We start from the raw sequence: 14,526 nt of genomic DNA, 5'->3' as shown, positions 1-14,526 counted from the left end.
GTTTTGAAAATCTTTTAGGTCTGGTAATCAGTCTACTATTTTAAAAAAATACACTCCGAACGTTGAGTTAGCAACTTTCTTCTAGTGATTCAAAGCCCCGATCTGCGTGTTAGATCGGGGCTTTCTTTTGGTAGGCGATGAAGACAGACAAACCGCACGCAGGATACTGGAAATCGATTAAATTTTTTGCGGTTACGTCACTGTACTACAGAAATTATATATACTTGTGCTATATACGATACTTGTATTATAGGCTATTGACGCTTTACCAGCCCTATGCTCCGACCTAACCGACAACGAACGGCCCGTCTTTTCGCCCTGCATGAGTTTGCACGGGACCACTTTACCAAGTCCGACTGGTTTCGTATCGCCCATTTGACCGATACCGTCGAGCTGATTGAGGACCACCCGCGCCTGCTGCGAAGCCTTGATTTTCGCGATGATGACTACGAAGGAAACAGCCTGCAAGTACTGTCGAAAATTATCAGCGTCGGGGCTACGAACCTGGCGGAGCTGGAACGGTACGTAGAGGAACAGAAAAGCCGAGTGGCTCATGCGCGACCGGTCGAAGCCCGCTTTGTCTCGACGGCGTCGGGGCGGTTGCCGGAACGTATCGTTACGTTTGCGCCCGACGTGTTTCAGATTCCTGATAAGGCTGTTGAAAGCAATGTGCTGTCGGTAATGATGCCGTTTGAAGGGCGTTTCAGCGGAACCTATACCGCTATTCGTAACGTCTGCAACCGGCTGGGGATCGACTGCCGCCGGGCCGATGACATTTGGGACAACAGCATCCTGATTCAGGATGTGTTCGACCTGATTTTCACCGCCCGTGCCGTACTGACTGATTTCACCGACCGAAACCCCAACGTATTTTACGAAACGGGCGTAGCGCATACGCTGGGCAAGCTGGTCATCCCGATTACGCAGTCGGTGGCCGATATCCCGTTTGATCTGCGGCACCATCGCGCCCTGACGTACCTGCCCAATTCGGAAGGGTTGTTGAAACTGGAAGCCGATCTGGAAAAGAAACTGGCGCGCGTGTTTCAGTAAGGGATTGGCTGGGATTATTGGCAGCATTCGCTAAGTTCGGGGGCTGTGTCTGTCACAGACACGAATTCTCCCGAATGCTATGGAAACAAGCACGACCCGACCGGGTCTTTCGTTAACCGATGTACCGACGTCGTCGCGTCTGTTGTCGCTCGATGCCTTTCGCGGACTTACCGTGGCGGCAATGATTCTGGTCAATAATCCCGGCGACTGGGGCCACCTCTACGCTCCGCTGGAACACGCCCACTGGAACGGCTGGACACCTACCGACCTGATTTTTCCTTTCTTTCTCTTTATCGTCGGCGTGTCGATCACGTTTGCGTTAGGTCGGCAGACTGGTGAGCAGAAAGCGCTTGTTGGCAAGATAATCCGGCGCAGCGCGACGCTTTTTTTGTTAGGGCTGTTTCTAAACTTCTTCCCCAAGTTCAATCTGCTGACGGTACGTATTCCGGGTGTGTTGCAGCGCATCGCGCTTGTGTATCTGATCTGTTCACTGCTGTTTCTCAACACAACGCCCCGGCAGCAGCTGTACCTGCTACTGGCTGTGCTGGCTGGCTACTGGCTGTTGATGACACAAGTACCCGTGCCGGGTGTCGGCTATGCCAACCTGGAGCCCGAAACGAACCTGGCCGCCTGGCTCGACCGTACTGTGCTGACACCGGCGCACGTGTACAAACCGGCCAAAGTCTGGGACCCGGAAGGTATCCTGAGTACGCTGCCCGCCGTTGGTACTGGCCTGCTGGGAATGCTGACGGGCTATTGGCTTCGCCGTACGGATGTAAGCGCAGCAGAACGGGTAGCCTGGCTGTTTGTGGTCGGTTGCCTGACGACGCTGGCCGGTCTGTGCTGGGACGGCTTCTTCCCAATCAATAAAGCACTGTGGACAAGCTCGTTTGTACTGCTGGCGGGTGGACTAGCCATGCTGGGACTTGCTTTGTTCTACTGGCTGGTCGACGTGAAGCAGTACCGTCGTGGTGTGCTGCCACTGGTTGCGTTTGGTGTCAATGCCATCACCGTCTTTTTCCTGTCGGGCCTGATTCCCCGTATACTCGGTATGATCAAAGTAGCGGGGGCAGACGGAAGCGAAGTGAGTGTACAAAGCTATCTGTACCGGCAGTGTATTGCACCCCCGTTCAGCGATCCCCGTAACGCATCGCTGGCCGGTGCGCTGACCTTTGTGCTGATCTGGTTTGTCGTACTGTGGTGGCTATACCGGAAGAATGTCATCATCAAAGTATAACGGAGCCAACTTAACATACAAACTGTTATACCTTCGTTAACAAAGAAAACGCATACTGCTATGCAATTCAGCGTCAATGTACCTGATGAAAAAGTCTCCTTTTTCCTGGAATTGATTAAGAACCTACGATTCGTAAAGATCGAGCCAGTGACGGTTCAGGAAGAGGAAGTGACGGCCGAACAGCTCAAAGCTGAAATTAAGGAGGCCGTCAATGAAATGAAGCTAGTAAGGCAAGGAAAAAAGAAAAGCCGACCTATAGAAGATCTTCTTAATGAGCTACAGCATTGAAGGGAAGCCTGGCGGGGCGCGGGGTATCACCTGTATCTACATCTACGCGGCCGCCGAAACCGTCTGTCAGCTATCCATTTACGACACGTCCGAAAAAGAGAATTTGGCAGAGGGTGAATTAGGAGTACTCCTCAGCGAACTTGGCACAGATCAATAAGCACTATACACGTCTCCCAATAAATCAGTTCAACCGTTTATGATCAAACAATTGTTGCCCGTGGTGCTCATTGCCAGCACGACGCTGGTAATGGGTCAAACCGTACCCAAACCCAAAGCGACTGCTAAACCCGCTACCAAACAGACGGCGGTAGCTGCCCCCATCGATTTAAGTAAACCCATTCCGACAGACCCGGCGGTGAAAGTGGGTAGACTGCCAAACGGACTGACCTACTACATCCGCAAAAACGTTGAGCCGCGCAACCGGGCCGAACTACGGCTGGTCGTGCGGGCAGGGTCGGTGCTGGAAACCGACGAACAGCAGGGACTGGCGCACTTCATGGAACACATGGAGTTCAACGGCACAAAGAATTTTCCCAAAAACGAACTCGTCAATGTACTGCAATCGTCGGGTATCCGCTTCGGGGCCGACCTGAACGCCTACACGAGCTTCGACGAAACGGTTTATCAACTGCCCGTTCCGACCGATTCGCAGCGCGTATTCCGGCAGGCATTTCAGATTCTGGAAGACTGGGCACACAACGCCACCATCGATCCGGCGGAGATCGAGAAGGAACGCGGGGTCGTACTGGAGGAACGTCGGCTGGGACGCGGGGCCGGACAGCGTATGCGTGACAAGTATTTTCCGGTGCTGCTCAACGGGTCGCGGTATGCCGAGCGCCTGCCTATCGGTACCGAGCAGGTGCTGACAACGTTTAAGCCCGAAACACTCCGTCAGTTTTACAAAGACTGGTACCGGCCCAGCCTGATGGCCGTCATTGCCGTGGGTGATTTCGACGTCAAGCAAGTGGAGGGCATCATTCGGGAAAAATTCGGTCGTATTCCCGAACCCGCCAACCCCAAGCCCCGAACCGACTACACGATTCCGGGCAATAAAGACACGAAAGTTGCCATCGTGACGGACACCGAACAGCCGAACACGATTGTACAGGTGATCTACAAGCGCGAAGGCGTGAAAGACAAGACGCTCAATGATCTGCGGGAAGGCGTAAAACGGGGCCTGTTCAATACCATGCTGGGTAACCGGATTCAGGAACTTACTCAGCAGGCCGACCCACCGTTTCTGGGCGGTTATAGCAACTACAGCGACTTCCTCGGGAATCTGGATGCATTCACGTCGATTGCCGTTGCCAAGGAAGGCAATGTCGAACGGGCGATCCGGGCGGTGCTCAACGAAAACGCCCGCGTGAAGCAATTCGGCTTTACCCCGACCGAACTGGACCGGGCAAAGCAGGAGTTTCTGACGGGCGTCGAACAGGCGTATAGCGAACGGAACAAGACCCGCTCGGCAAGTTACGTCGATGAATATGTCCGCAACTTCACCGACAAGGAGCCATATACCAGCATCGATTTTTACTACACTTTCCTGAAAAAGGAGATGGCGGGTATAAAACTCACGGAGGTGAACGAACTGGTCGATCAGTTTATCCATAACGACAACCGGGCCGTGATCGTCATGGCACCGGAAAAAGACAAGGACAAACTGCCGACCGTCGAGCAGATCATCGGCTACATCGATGATGCCGGTAAGGGACTGACGGCCTACGAAGACAAAACCATTGACGCGCCCCTGCTGACCAAACAGCCGACTCCGGAACCGGTTGTCAGCACGAAGCAGATCAAGGACATCGGCGTGACGGAGTGGACGCTGAAGAACGGCGTGAAAGTGGTGCTCAAACCAACTGATTTCAAGAACGACCAGATTCTGTTCAGCGGTACCAGCTTCGGCGGCACGTCGCTCTACGATCTCAACGATTATACGTCGGCCCGGTTCGCGTCGACAGTAACGGCCATGGGCGGAACCGGGGCCTACAACCAGGTGCAACTCGGTAAATTCCTGGCCGGCAAGCAGGTGAGCGTGTTCCCGTACATCAGCGAACTGAACGAAGGCGTTAGCGGCAGCACGGCTCCGAAAGACCTCGAAACGGCCCTGCAACTCCTGTACAGCTATTTTACACAACCCCGCAAAGACGCCGACGTGGTAAAAGGCTTTCTGTCGAATCAGCGGAGTGCCTTGCAAAATCAGATCAATACGCCAACGCCGGCGCGGGTGTTTCAGGATACAGTACAGGTAACGCTGGGGGCTAACAACCCCCGCCGTCAGCCGCTGCAACCTGCCGATCTGGATAAGATCGATCTGGATAAGTCGCTGAAAATTTACCAGGAACGCTTCGCCAATGCGGGTGATTTTACCTTCTTTTTCGTGGGTAATATCGATGAAGCCAAGCTGAAGCCGCTGGTCGAAAAATACCTCGGTGGACTGCCATCGACGGGTAAAACCGAAAACTTCCGCGACCTGGGTATTCGCATTCCGAGCGGTCAGATCAATAAAACGGTTTACAAGGGCGTTGACCCGAAAGCAACGGTACAACTGGTGTACAGCGGTGATCTGAACTGGTCGCCCGAAAATACGACCCAGCTCGACGCGCTGGCCGAGGTGCTGGAGATCAAGCTAATCGAGCAACTGCGCGAGCAGGAGAGTGGTGTGTATGGGGTAAGCGCCAGTGCCTCATACAGCAAGAATCCGGTGCCGCGCTACACGTTCCGCATCAGCTTCGGCTGTGGACCGGAAAACGTCGACAAGCTCATCGCCAAAACGCAGGAGCTGATTACCAACCTGAAAACGAAAGGGGCCGACCCGGCTGATATTGCCAAGTTCAAAGCAGAAACCCGTCGTGAAACGGAGCTGCAGTTGAAGGACAACCAGTTCTGGCTAGGTTATCTGCAAAACCAGTTCGTCAACGGCGACGCTCCCGACGAAGTGCTGCGTGAAGATCAGCAATTGAACAAGGTAACGGTCGAAAGTACCAAAGCGACGGCCAACAAGTACCTCGGTGCCAACTACGCCAAATTTGTGCTGATGCCCGAAAAGAAGGTTGAAGCCGGTAAGTAACGGCTAAAAGGTAGTTACCGAAAGAGACGGCGCTCAGATTGGGCGTCGTCTCTTTTGGTATTCTGTCATTCCGACGCAGGAAAAATGACGGGACATTCATAGGATCAATTTCGCTGCCGCTACGAAAAAAGGGGATGTAAAAGCCAATCAACCTTTATCCGATTCACGGTCGGCCCGAATTTCGGGTAGGGTGTCAGAGTCGATAAGGCCGAGCGAAGCCGCATGTTCAGCAGCCGCCACCGTGTCGGCAACGAGCAGCATGGGCACGTCGAATTGTCGGGTAGCCTGAATGAGCAGGTTGACCGCTTCGTCGCGTTCCTGACCCGTCGACACGTCGCGGATGTAAATGGCTTTGATACGACCGGGGTTCTCCCGAACTACCTGCGCGTAAATTTCGGGGTCCTGCTGCCCACTGTCGCCGATCAGCACAAACGGTAGTTGTGGGTTTACGTCCAGCACTTTGCGGATCATCGCCAGTTTGTGCGTGTGATGTGACTGCGACGACAGCAGCGACGGATCGAGTCCCAGATCGCGCAGCAGGATCGGCCCCTTGGGCACGCCCTGAATTCGAAAAAAATCGACCAGCAGATCATACAGGTTCCAGGGGCTGCTCGACACGTAGTAGATTGGATTGAACAGCGTTGTGACAGGGCCGCTCTGTAACGCGCGGTAAAAGGCAGCTACTCCCGCGAACGGCAATCGGGTGTACGCATTACCCAGAAACGTTAGCCGGGCGGTTTGCAGCAGGCTGGTAGCCCCCGTCACCAATACCGTGTCGTCAATGTCAGAGATAACGCCGAACTGACTAAATGGGGGCGAAATCATTAGGTAACCCTCTTTCCGTACTGGCTCACCTGTCGTGGGTTGCGTCAGGCCGTCGAGCGAGTAGGTTACCGGAAACCAGACCCGACCGGGGGGCAGATCATTCGGCGGATTGATGGTCAGTTCAAAGTAGCCTTCTTCATCGGTAACGGTTGTATGACTCTGTCCGAACGCATCGACTCGTACGGTTACGTTGGGTACCTCGTCGGTTTCGAATCGCTGATAGGTTGCCAGTAGATTGTTCCAATAGGTATCGCGGTCGGAGGGTGTGCTTAAGTCCCGTTCGCGCAGTACGCGCCCTTTCAGCCACACCGCCGACGGGCTGCCAAAACCCCGGTAATAAACAATACGGTAGGGCTTGTCAGCGTCCATCCGTCCGAACAGCTTTTCCTTCAATCGATCAAAACCCGCTTCGGCTGTCGTTGCGGCACTTGTCAGTAGTTCTTTCCAGTTGCTCATCGTTATTGCGTCGTCTCAATCGTTACTCGATCAGTCATTCCTGCATCGCCCGAACCGATAAAATTACCGTGGTAAATGATTGATAATCGGTTGAGTTGTGATGGCGTTTCCATTCGTACCGAACCGGTAGAAAATAATCTTACTAACACCCCCGCGCGAACAAATTGTTTAGCGTAGTCAGGCTACTGCGCCTTCAAAGCAGTATTGCTATCAGCTGTCCATAGCGGATGGATGTTACTCGGCCAGGTGCTGACAAGACAATGGATTGACACATGGCTCATGATGTGTAGCCTTACCGTTTAGGCCGTTGCCAGGCAATCTGAGCCGATACGCCAATAACGCGTGGGCGCGGATAGAATGCCGAGCTATTGCTATAGTCCAGGGCGTAGGCTGACCGCTCGGGATCGTTACCCGGAAATTTGGTTATGGTCAGCAGGTTCTGCGCAAACACGCCAACGTTGATGGGTAGCTTATTGAACAGCAGCTCGTAAGAGACCGACAGATTGTCCAACCGGAGATGATCCGTCGATTGCAGGCGCAGCGTATTCGGTCGGACAAAGGCTGTATCATCAAAGTTATTTCTATTGGGCGAGGCAGCAATTAATGCATCGAGATAGTCTCTGTTGCCCAGTTTAATGTCACGATAACCGTTGTACAGGTCGAGATATATAAGGGCGGGGGATAATACAGAGCCACCGAGGGAGCCGCGCCAAAGCATAGTAGCGCGCAACCGGTGCCAGTTTAGCGAGGTACTCCACCCCAGTGTAACCGTTGGATATACGCTACCAATCCGCCGTAGGTCGGCAATATCAGTCCGGCCGTCTCCGTTTGTATCTTCCAGGTTGGCGATACCGGCCGCATCGAACGACATGACGTAGCCCACGTAGCCAATAAAGGGCGAATTAGGCTCAGCATTCGCGTGTTCAGTTGGAGGGTTGTATCCTTGTGATCGGATAACCAGTGTTCGCAGAAAACCAGCTACGACGGAGGTATTGATAGACAAATTTGGACGACTGAGTACTACTCCGCCGGTTTGCAGGTTAATACCGTGCTGGCGAACTGTATAGGATACCATTGAAAAGGGCAACTGCCCGAATAGGTTGGGCGTATAACCGACCGTTTTTTTATCCGATCTGACATACTCAAGCGTTGTGTTCCAGTCTTTCAACGCCCAGTTTACCCGGCCGACCTGCTGAAAAAATAACTCTTGAGTGATTGTTGGTCTCGTCCTGACTTGACGACCTAGCAGATTTAACGGATTATCCCCTTCTAAATGCAGTGCTGACGCATGAAGCGGCTCTGCTTTTGTCCAGACATATTCGACAAATAGGCTCGATTTGGGTTGCCACCGAAGCGAGACAATTGGGAACGCAGCAGGCAACTTGTCCATAACACCTAGTCGGTTGGATCGGATAGGTGATTCAAGATAGCTTTCCTGTCGATAAGCCAGGTTTAGAAAAAACTTGTTGCGCAGGCTGTAGTCAAGGCCAGCCGCGAAGCTGTTCCAGAATGAAGGATTACCGTCAGTCGCCTGATTAACGAAATAGCCAGTATTCGTTCGGCCGTAGACAAAATAACTGCCTTCGATTCGGTTGGTTGTGTAATTGAACCAGGTGTTGATCTGGCTCCTTTTTACGGGCAGGTTGTACTGAAACGTAAAATCGGTCGTACCCACCGTTGCTTTATACGTATTTACGCCAGCATTTACCCGTTCAGCCAGCTCGATTCGGTACTGTCTTTCGGCTTCGGTAGTCACATCGAACAGGTAAGGTTTAACCGGTGCAAGGCGCCGATTCAATGTATTTTGGGTTGCGTCGAAGCCGCTAGTTGCGTGCTGTACTGAAATCAACAGGCTGGGTAGCGGGTTTGCTGAAACCGCGAATCGATAGCCTGTGTAGGACGTGGTCGTTTCGTTGGCAGCGGAGTCGATGATGTTGAGTGGGTTAATAAACCAGGGAATAACTTTCGTACGAGCTGCACTGCTGACGGTGGGGTTTGCCTCCTGGATGACATCAGCCAGGCCATCAGGCATTTGCTGTTCGCGGGAGTTTGCGTACCAGACCGAGCCTGTGAGTCTGATCCGGTTACGCCAGAATCCGTACGTCCCATCCAGGCGCGAGGTGAACCGGCCGATCCCCGTTTTTTCAATAGTTCCCGTTCGGTCAAGGTAGCCAACGGCGGCACTGATGTCTCCGTTCTTGAACGTACTACCCAGGGTTACCAGATGATTCGTGTTCACAACGCCCCGTGAGACCAGTCGCTGCCAGTCCGTGTCACTGCCACCGTCGTATGCCGGCTTAAATTCACGGAAACGAGGGGCATACTGACGCCATTGGGTAGCCGACAAAAGGTTTTGGTAACGGGCCGGACTTTCAAAAGCCGTCTGTACGAGATAACTGGCGGAAAGGCGTGCCGTTGTGGGTCGCCGGGTCGCAATGAGTAAAACACCATTCAAACCGCGCGAACCGTAGGCCCGTAAAGCGGCAGCATCACGTAACATGACAATACTATCGATGTCCTGCGGATGAACGCTTGACAAAGGCTGGTTAGGTACGCCGTCAATAATGATCATTGGACTCAGATTGCGGGCGGCCGATGAAAAGCCGGGTGAGTACGTTTCTAGTCGTTGCGACGGATCGCCGTTTGGCTGAACCATCCACAGTCCCAAGGTCTTACCCTGAATCAGTTGTAGTGGATCGGCGAACAGGCCAGCGTTGAAGTTCTCCCGTCGGATGACCTGACTGAACGTATGAGGAGATGCCGGCTTAACCAGTAAGCTATGTTTCAGGCTATCTCTCGGTACTAGCGTTGTGTCGGATTTGGCAAATGCGGAATAAGCAAATAGGGTACTCAGTAGCAGTAAACGGTAGCTCATTAACGATATGGTTGGTGGAATACGGGGGATAAATATAAAGGTGAATAACGTTCGAATGACGTGTGCCGACTACTTGTGCCTGGTTAGCAGAATTGCTGAACGACACACGGGCGCAAACCGCCTGGTAACTTGGCTTGATCAGCCACAGTCAGAGCAGATTGTACGTCACTAGCCCCATGTGTCAGGAAGGTATCAGGCACCCATTAACCAAGGCTGATCGAATGACTTTCAACTAGGCGGGGTTTGTTGGAGCGCTGAAGCGGTGGTAACTTGCGGGCACAATGTACGGTCGGCAGGACGCCAACTTATCCGCTAATCGACTCACTAAAAAAGCAATGAGCAAGCAAATTATTTATACCGATCAGGCTCCTGCGCCAATTGGCCCGTATAGTCAGGCCGTAAAAATAAATGGAACCCTGTTCGTGTCGGGGCAGATCGCGCTCGACGTGGCCGGTCAGGGCGACATCAAGGCGGAGACGCAGAAAGTGATGGAAAACCTAGGCGCTATTCTGAAAGCGGCCGGGATGGACTACACGAACGTGGTTAAATCCAGCATCTTCGTCAAAGACATGAACAATTTCGCGTCCATCAACGAGGTGTATGGTCAGTATTTCACGGCTGATCCGCCGGCCCGCGAAACCGTCGAGGTAGCCCGCCTGCCCAAAGACGTCAACGTCGAAATTTCCGTGATTGCTGTACAATGATTGAGTGATTGAATGATGGAGTGAATGGCCCGCCGTCGCGGTGAATGGGGTGGCGCAAGCACTCATTCAATCACTCAACCATTCAATCACTCAAAATTCTCTTCCCATGTCGACTGAAATTCGCGTTCGGTTTGCACCCAGCCCAACAGGCCCGCTGCATATCGGCGGGGTGCGTACCGCGCTCTATAATTACTTGTTTGCCCGCAAAATGGGGGGCAAGATGCTGCTTCGTATCGAAGATACCGATCAGAATCGCTTCGTACCCGGTGCCGAAGCCTACATCATGGACGCCCTGCGCTGGGCGGGTATCGAAATCGATGAAGGGCAGGGCACGGGTGGTCCTCACGCGCCTTACCGGCAATCGGAACGGCGTGAGATTTACCAGCGGGAGGCCCAGCGGCTTATCGATGAAGGAAAAGCGTACTATGCCTTCGACACGGCCGAAGAACTCGATGCCATGCGGCAGCGGCTCGAGGCCGCCAATGCGCCGGCGGCTCAGTACAACGCCATCACCCGGATGCAGATGCGCAATAGCCTGACGCTGAAACCGGAAGAAGTAAAAGCGCGGATGGATGCAGGTGACCCCTACGTGATCCGGCTGAAAACACCCCGCAAGGAGGAAGTACGGCTCAACGATATTATTCGCGGCTGGGTGACGGTACATTCGTCGGCTATCGATGATAAAGTGTTGCTTAAGTCTGACGGGTTGCCGACGTACCACCTGGCCAACATCGTCGATGACCACCTGATGGGCATCACGCACGTAATCCGGGGGGAGGAATGGTTGCCGTCGGCTCCACTGCATGTGTTGCTGTACCGGTACCTGGGGTGGGAAGACACCATGCCGCAGTTTGCGCACCTGCCGCTGCTGCTGAAGCCCGAAGGAAACGGGAAGCTCAGCAAGCGCGACGCTGATCTGGGCGGTTTTCCCATTTTTCCGTTGCAGTGGACCGATCCGAACACGGGGCAGGTAGCACGCGGCTTCCGGGAAGATGGCTACCTGCCTGAAGCAACGGTAAACTTTCTGGCGCTGCTGGGCTGGAACCCCGGCACCGAACAGGAACTGTTTACGATGGACGAACTGATCGCCAGTTTCGACCTGGCGCAGGTGCATAAAGCTGGTGCGCGCTTCGACATCCAGAAGGCGCAGTGGTTCAACCATCAGTACGTTAAAGAGCAGCCCGACGCTGTTCTGGCACCAACCGTGCAGCAGCAGGCACAGGCTGCGGGTTACGACTGCTCGCTGGCGAAGGCTGAAAAGATTGCGGCCTTGCTGAAAGGGCGGGTCAACTTCGCCCGCGAAATCGTCGACGAAGCAACGACTATCTTTAATGCACCGACGCACTACGACGAAGCGGTAACGACAGCGAAGTGGAATGCCGACGCGGTAAAAGCCGTTACTGCGTTCCATGATGCGCTGGTAGCGTACGAGGGTGAGTTCGTAGCCGATACCATCAAACATACGCTGTCGGATGCGGTGACGCAGGCGGGTATCAAGCAAGGTAAGATCATGCAGGCGATGCGGTTGGCTCTGACGGGTTCGGGTGCCGGCCCTGACCTGATGCTGACCATGGAAATTATTGGCAAGGACGAAACCGTCCGTCGGCTGGAACAGGCATTGGCTACGTTACCTAAACCCTAACGGCGGGAACGCTGGTAAACATGCAGCCCAATCTGCATGTTTACCAGGACTGACAGCGGACTCCGGTAAACAGAAACGACTTATGGCAAAGAAGAAAGGTAATCCCGACGAGAACGAAAAACCCCGCGTTCACAAGGAACTGGAAGGGTTTGATATTCAGATCAATTCGTTTGGTGAAATCACGACAAGCTTCGATATAGACCGAATCAACCAGTTTCTGAATAAGACGGTCGACGATAAAAAGCTGCGGCACCGTACCGACCTCAATCTGAAAGGCGATCAGGCTGACTCCGACGCTGAGCCGCAGAAGAGTGAAGAAGAGCGGCTGTTCGACGAAACCGACAACGATCTGCCCGACGACATTAATCAACGGTAAATGACTATGATCCCGGGGCCAATAGCAGTGGAAGCAACCAACAAGTACGTTCTACACGTTCGTTTCTCGGACGGTCTGTCGGGTATGCTCGATTTATCTGCTTTGGCGGGTAAAGGTATCTTTAAGGTTTGGGATGAAAACGATCTGTTCTTGCGCCCATATATTAGTGAAACGGGTTCGATCAGCTGGAACGAAGACGTCGATATAGATGCCGCTAATGCATACCTAAAAATCAGCGGTATTACGTTTGACGAATGGCGGAAACGGTCTTCATACTATGCCGCAAATTAGTCGCTTCTTCGGAATCATAATTGCGATGTATTATGATGACCACAACCCACCCCATTTCCACGCTAAATACGGTAATGAGGAATGCCTGATTGCTATACGTGACTTGACGTTGCTAGAGGGAAGGCTACCGTCGCGAGCCCTAGGTATGGTAATCGAATGGGCAGCTACCCATCAGACTGAACTGGCGGCTAATTGGGAGTTAGCGAAAAACCTTCAGCCATTGCACAGTATCGAACCGCTATTGTGATATGATATAGAAAAGCCAGTAGCAGCTTTATGAAAAGCCCGACCCGCGAAATAATCCGGTCGGGCTTTTTTTGTGCCGTTCGTCCGAAAGAGCAGTGGCCTGAACTCGAATAATCTGTAGTTTTCATCAACGAAATCAACATAAGACCCTCGAACTGACCATGTACTCGCACGAGATTGACTACAAAATCATTGGTGAAGATATTCAGATTGTCGAAATCGAATTAGACCCCAACGAAACGGTTATCGCCGAAGCCGGCTCCATGCTGTATATGGAAGACGGTATTCAGTTCGAGACCAAAATGGGTGACGGCTCGCAACCCGATCAGGGATTCTTCGGTAAACTGCTGCAGGCCGGGTCGCGCGTTATTACGGGTGAATCGCTCTTCATGACGCACTTTACCAACCGGGGCGTCGGCAAGCGTAAAGTGACGTTTGCAGCACCCTATCCCGGCACTGTAATGCCGATCAACCTGGGTACGACTTACGGTAATACGATTATTGTGCAGAAAGATTCGTTCCTGTGTGCGGCCCGGGGAACACAACTGAACGTTCAGTTCAATCAGCGATTAGGATCCGGCTTTTTCGGTGGCGAAGGATTTATCCTTCAGAAAGTACAGGGCGATGGTATGGCGTTTATCCACGCGGGTGGCGTTGTAATCGAGCGGACACTTAACAACGAGATGCTGCGGGTCGATACGGGCTGCGTTGTTGGTTTTGAACCAAGCATCAGCTTCGACATTCAACGATCTGGCGGACTGAAAAGCATGATTTTTGGCGGTGAAGGTATTTTCCTCGCCACCCTGCGCGGATCGGGTAAAGTCTGGATTCAGTCGATGCCGATCTCCAAGCTGGTACAACGCTTATCGCCGACCGGTGGGCAAGCGCACAAAGAAAGCGGCTCTGTACTCGGACAATTGGGAAATCTGTTCGAAGACTAGACCGTATAGTAATACACGTAGCGAGCGCCCGGCAAAACCGGGTGTTTTGTTTTTATAACAGAAACTATGAAGGAACGGCCCCTTGTTGCCATATAAGCGAGAACTACGTATTACTCAGGCGTTTTTAAACTGAAACAGGCACAGATGCGTTGTAACTTTGCATCCGACTTATATCCCAGTAGTTCGTCATGGACGTTATTTGCACTAACGACAAATTTCCGGCTCCCGTACTTGCATTCTATGCCGAGTTTGGGATCACTATACCCAAAAAAGATCAGCTGTATACCATCCGTCAGGTGAAACGGCATACGACCGGCGAAACCGGCGTATTGCTCAATGAAATTCAAAACCCCGACGTGCCTGTCAAGCACCCTGTGATGGGGGAAGTATGGTTTGAGCCGACGTTTAATATCAACCGCTTTGCCACGCTGATGGGGCAACCCGTCCGTGAGGAGGAAATGGCCGACGTTAACGCGTAGTCGTAGCGTTTCGTGCGAAGCCCGGCACCAAATGGCCGGGCTTTTT

General features: G+C 53.0%; 14 protein-coding genes. 12 read left to right on the top strand and 2 right to left on the bottom strand.

Going from position 1 to position 14,526, the window contains the following annotated elements; all coding sequences use genetic code 11:
* Window positions 1–276 precede the first annotated feature (276 nt).
* From CLV58_RS03385 to CLV58_RS03370, 5 genes are all read left to right on the top strand, one after another.
* Window positions 277–1,050, top strand: a complete 774-nt coding sequence (locus CLV58_RS03385) for a hypothetical protein (RefSeq protein ID WP_106136362.1) — start codon at window positions 277–279, stop codon at window positions 1,048–1,050.
* Between the two features lie 79 nt (window positions 1,051–1,129).
* Window positions 1,130–2,287 carry an acyltransferase family protein gene (locus tag CLV58_RS03380; protein WP_106136361.1) on the top strand — a complete coding sequence of 386 codons (1,158 nt, stop codon included), beginning with the start codon at window positions 1,130–1,132 and terminating at the stop codon, window positions 2,285–2,287.
* A gap of 60 nt (window positions 2,288–2,347) precedes the next feature.
* Window positions 2,348–2,575, top strand: a complete 228-nt coding sequence (locus CLV58_RS03375; protein ID WP_106136360.1) for a hypothetical protein — start codon at window positions 2,348–2,350, stop codon at window positions 2,573–2,575.
* Window positions 2,559–2,732: a hypothetical protein gene (locus CLV58_RS28270; protein ID WP_170108636.1), complete on the top strand. Its 174-nt coding sequence runs from the start codon at window positions 2,559–2,561 to the stop codon at window positions 2,730–2,732. The genes CLV58_RS03375 and CLV58_RS28270 overlap by 17 nt, the downstream gene beginning before the upstream one ends.
* Before the next feature lie 39 nt (window positions 2,733–2,771).
* Window positions 2,772–5,645 carry a M16 family metallopeptidase gene (locus CLV58_RS03370; protein ID WP_106136359.1) on the top strand — a complete coding sequence of 958 codons (2,874 nt, stop codon included), beginning with the start codon at window positions 2,772–2,774 and terminating at the stop codon, window positions 5,643–5,645.
* Between the two features lie 147 nt (window positions 5,646–5,792).
* Here CLV58_RS03370 and CLV58_RS03365 read toward each other — a convergent pair whose 3' ends face one another.
* Entirely contained in the window at window positions 5,793–6,926 is a 1,134-nt protein-coding gene (locus CLV58_RS03365) for an App1 family protein phosphatidate phosphatase (RefSeq protein ID WP_106136358.1), read from the bottom strand.
* Between the two features lie 292 nt (window positions 6,927–7,218).
* Complete coding sequence (locus tag CLV58_RS03360; RefSeq protein WP_106136357.1) at window positions 7,219–9,801, bottom strand: TonB-dependent receptor plug domain-containing protein; 2,583 nt, start codon at window positions 9,799–9,801, stop codon at window positions 7,219–7,221.
* Between the two features lie 335 nt (window positions 9,802–10,136).
* Between CLV58_RS03360 and CLV58_RS03355 the strand changes: the two genes are divergently transcribed.
* The 7 genes from CLV58_RS03355 to CLV58_RS03325 all read left to right on the top strand — a co-directional run bounded on the left by CLV58_RS03355 (window position 10,137) and on the right by CLV58_RS03325 (window position 14,480).
* On the top strand, window positions 10,137–10,505 hold the full coding sequence (locus tag CLV58_RS03355) for a RidA family protein (protein WP_106136356.1): 369 nt from the start codon (window positions 10,137–10,139) through the stop codon (window positions 10,503–10,505).
* A gap of 106 nt (window positions 10,506–10,611) precedes the next feature.
* Window positions 10,612–12,147 carry a glutamate--tRNA ligase gene (gltX, locus tag CLV58_RS03350; protein WP_106136355.1) on the top strand — a complete coding sequence of 512 codons (1,536 nt, stop codon included), beginning with the start codon at window positions 10,612–10,614 and terminating at the stop codon, window positions 12,145–12,147.
* A gap of 82 nt (window positions 12,148–12,229) precedes the next feature.
* Window positions 12,230–12,523: a hypothetical protein gene (locus CLV58_RS03345; RefSeq protein WP_106136354.1), complete on the top strand. Its 294-nt coding sequence runs from the start codon at window positions 12,230–12,232 to the stop codon at window positions 12,521–12,523.
* A 27-nt stretch (window positions 12,524–12,550) separates the two neighbouring features.
* The gene (locus tag CLV58_RS03340) at window positions 12,551–12,814 is read left to right on the top strand and encodes a DUF2442 domain-containing protein (protein WP_170108635.1); all 264 of its coding nucleotides are present in this window, start codon (window positions 12,551–12,553) and stop codon (window positions 12,812–12,814) included.
* Window positions 12,801–13,061, top strand: coding sequence for a DUF4160 domain-containing protein (locus CLV58_RS03335; RefSeq protein WP_106136352.1), 261 nt, complete (start codon window positions 12,801–12,803; stop codon window positions 13,059–13,061). Before CLV58_RS03340 ends, CLV58_RS03335 begins: the two co-directional genes overlap by 14 nt.
* A gap of 160 nt (window positions 13,062–13,221) precedes the next feature.
* Window positions 13,222–14,001, top strand: a complete 780-nt coding sequence (locus CLV58_RS03330) for a TIGR00266 family protein (protein ID WP_106136351.1) — start codon at window positions 13,222–13,224, stop codon at window positions 13,999–14,001.
* A 188-nt stretch (window positions 14,002–14,189) separates the two neighbouring features.
* The gene (locus CLV58_RS03325) at window positions 14,190–14,480 is read left to right on the top strand and encodes a hypothetical protein (RefSeq protein ID WP_106136350.1); all 291 of its coding nucleotides are present in this window, start codon (window positions 14,190–14,192) and stop codon (window positions 14,478–14,480) included.
* Window positions 14,481–14,526: the final 46 nt, after the last annotated feature.

It is taken from the genome of Spirosoma oryzae (genome assembly GCF_003002825.1).
In the GTDB taxonomy this organism is placed as follows: domain Bacteria; phylum Bacteroidota; class Bacteroidia; order Cytophagales; family Spirosomataceae; genus Spirosoma; species Spirosoma oryzae.
This window is presented reverse-complemented; position numbering and strand designations above follow the sequence as displayed.

Coding starts and splice junctions, on each gene's coding strand:
- CLV58_RS03385 (WP_106136362.1), top strand. CDS start 277: ATGCTCCGACCTAACCGACAACGAACGGCCCGTCTTTTCGCCCTGCAT.
- CLV58_RS03355 (WP_106136356.1), top strand. CDS start 10,137: ATGAGCAAGCAAATTATTTATACCGATCAGGCTCCTGCGCCAATTGGC.
- CLV58_RS03365 (WP_106136358.1), bottom strand. CDS start 6,926: ATGAGCAACTGGAAAGAACTACTGACAAGTGCCGCAACGACAGCCGAA.
- CLV58_RS03335 (WP_106136352.1), top strand. CDS start 12,801: ATGCCGCAAATTAGTCGCTTCTTCGGAATCATAATTGCGATGTATTAT.
- CLV58_RS03330 (WP_106136351.1), top strand. CDS start 13,222: ATGTACTCGCACGAGATTGACTACAAAATCATTGGTGAAGATATTCAG.
- CLV58_RS03380 (WP_106136361.1), top strand. CDS start 1,130: ATGGAAACAAGCACGACCCGACCGGGTCTTTCGTTAACCGATGTACCG.
- CLV58_RS03360 (WP_106136357.1), bottom strand. CDS start 9,801: ATGAGCTACCGTTTACTGCTACTGAGTACCCTATTTGCTTATTCCGCA.
- CLV58_RS28270 (WP_170108636.1), top strand. CDS start 2,559: ATGAGCTACAGCATTGAAGGGAAGCCTGGCGGGGCGCGGGGTATCACC.
- CLV58_RS03370 (WP_106136359.1), top strand. CDS start 2,772: ATGATCAAACAATTGTTGCCCGTGGTGCTCATTGCCAGCACGACGCTG.
- gltX (WP_106136355.1), top strand. CDS start 10,612: ATGTCGACTGAAATTCGCGTTCGGTTTGCACCCAGCCCAACAGGCCCG.
- CLV58_RS03345 (WP_106136354.1), top strand. CDS start 12,230: ATGGCAAAGAAGAAAGGTAATCCCGACGAGAACGAAAAACCCCGCGTT.
- CLV58_RS03325 (WP_106136350.1), top strand. CDS start 14,190: ATGGACGTTATTTGCACTAACGACAAATTTCCGGCTCCCGTACTTGCA.
- CLV58_RS03375 (WP_106136360.1), top strand. CDS start 2,348: ATGCAATTCAGCGTCAATGTACCTGATGAAAAAGTCTCCTTTTTCCTG.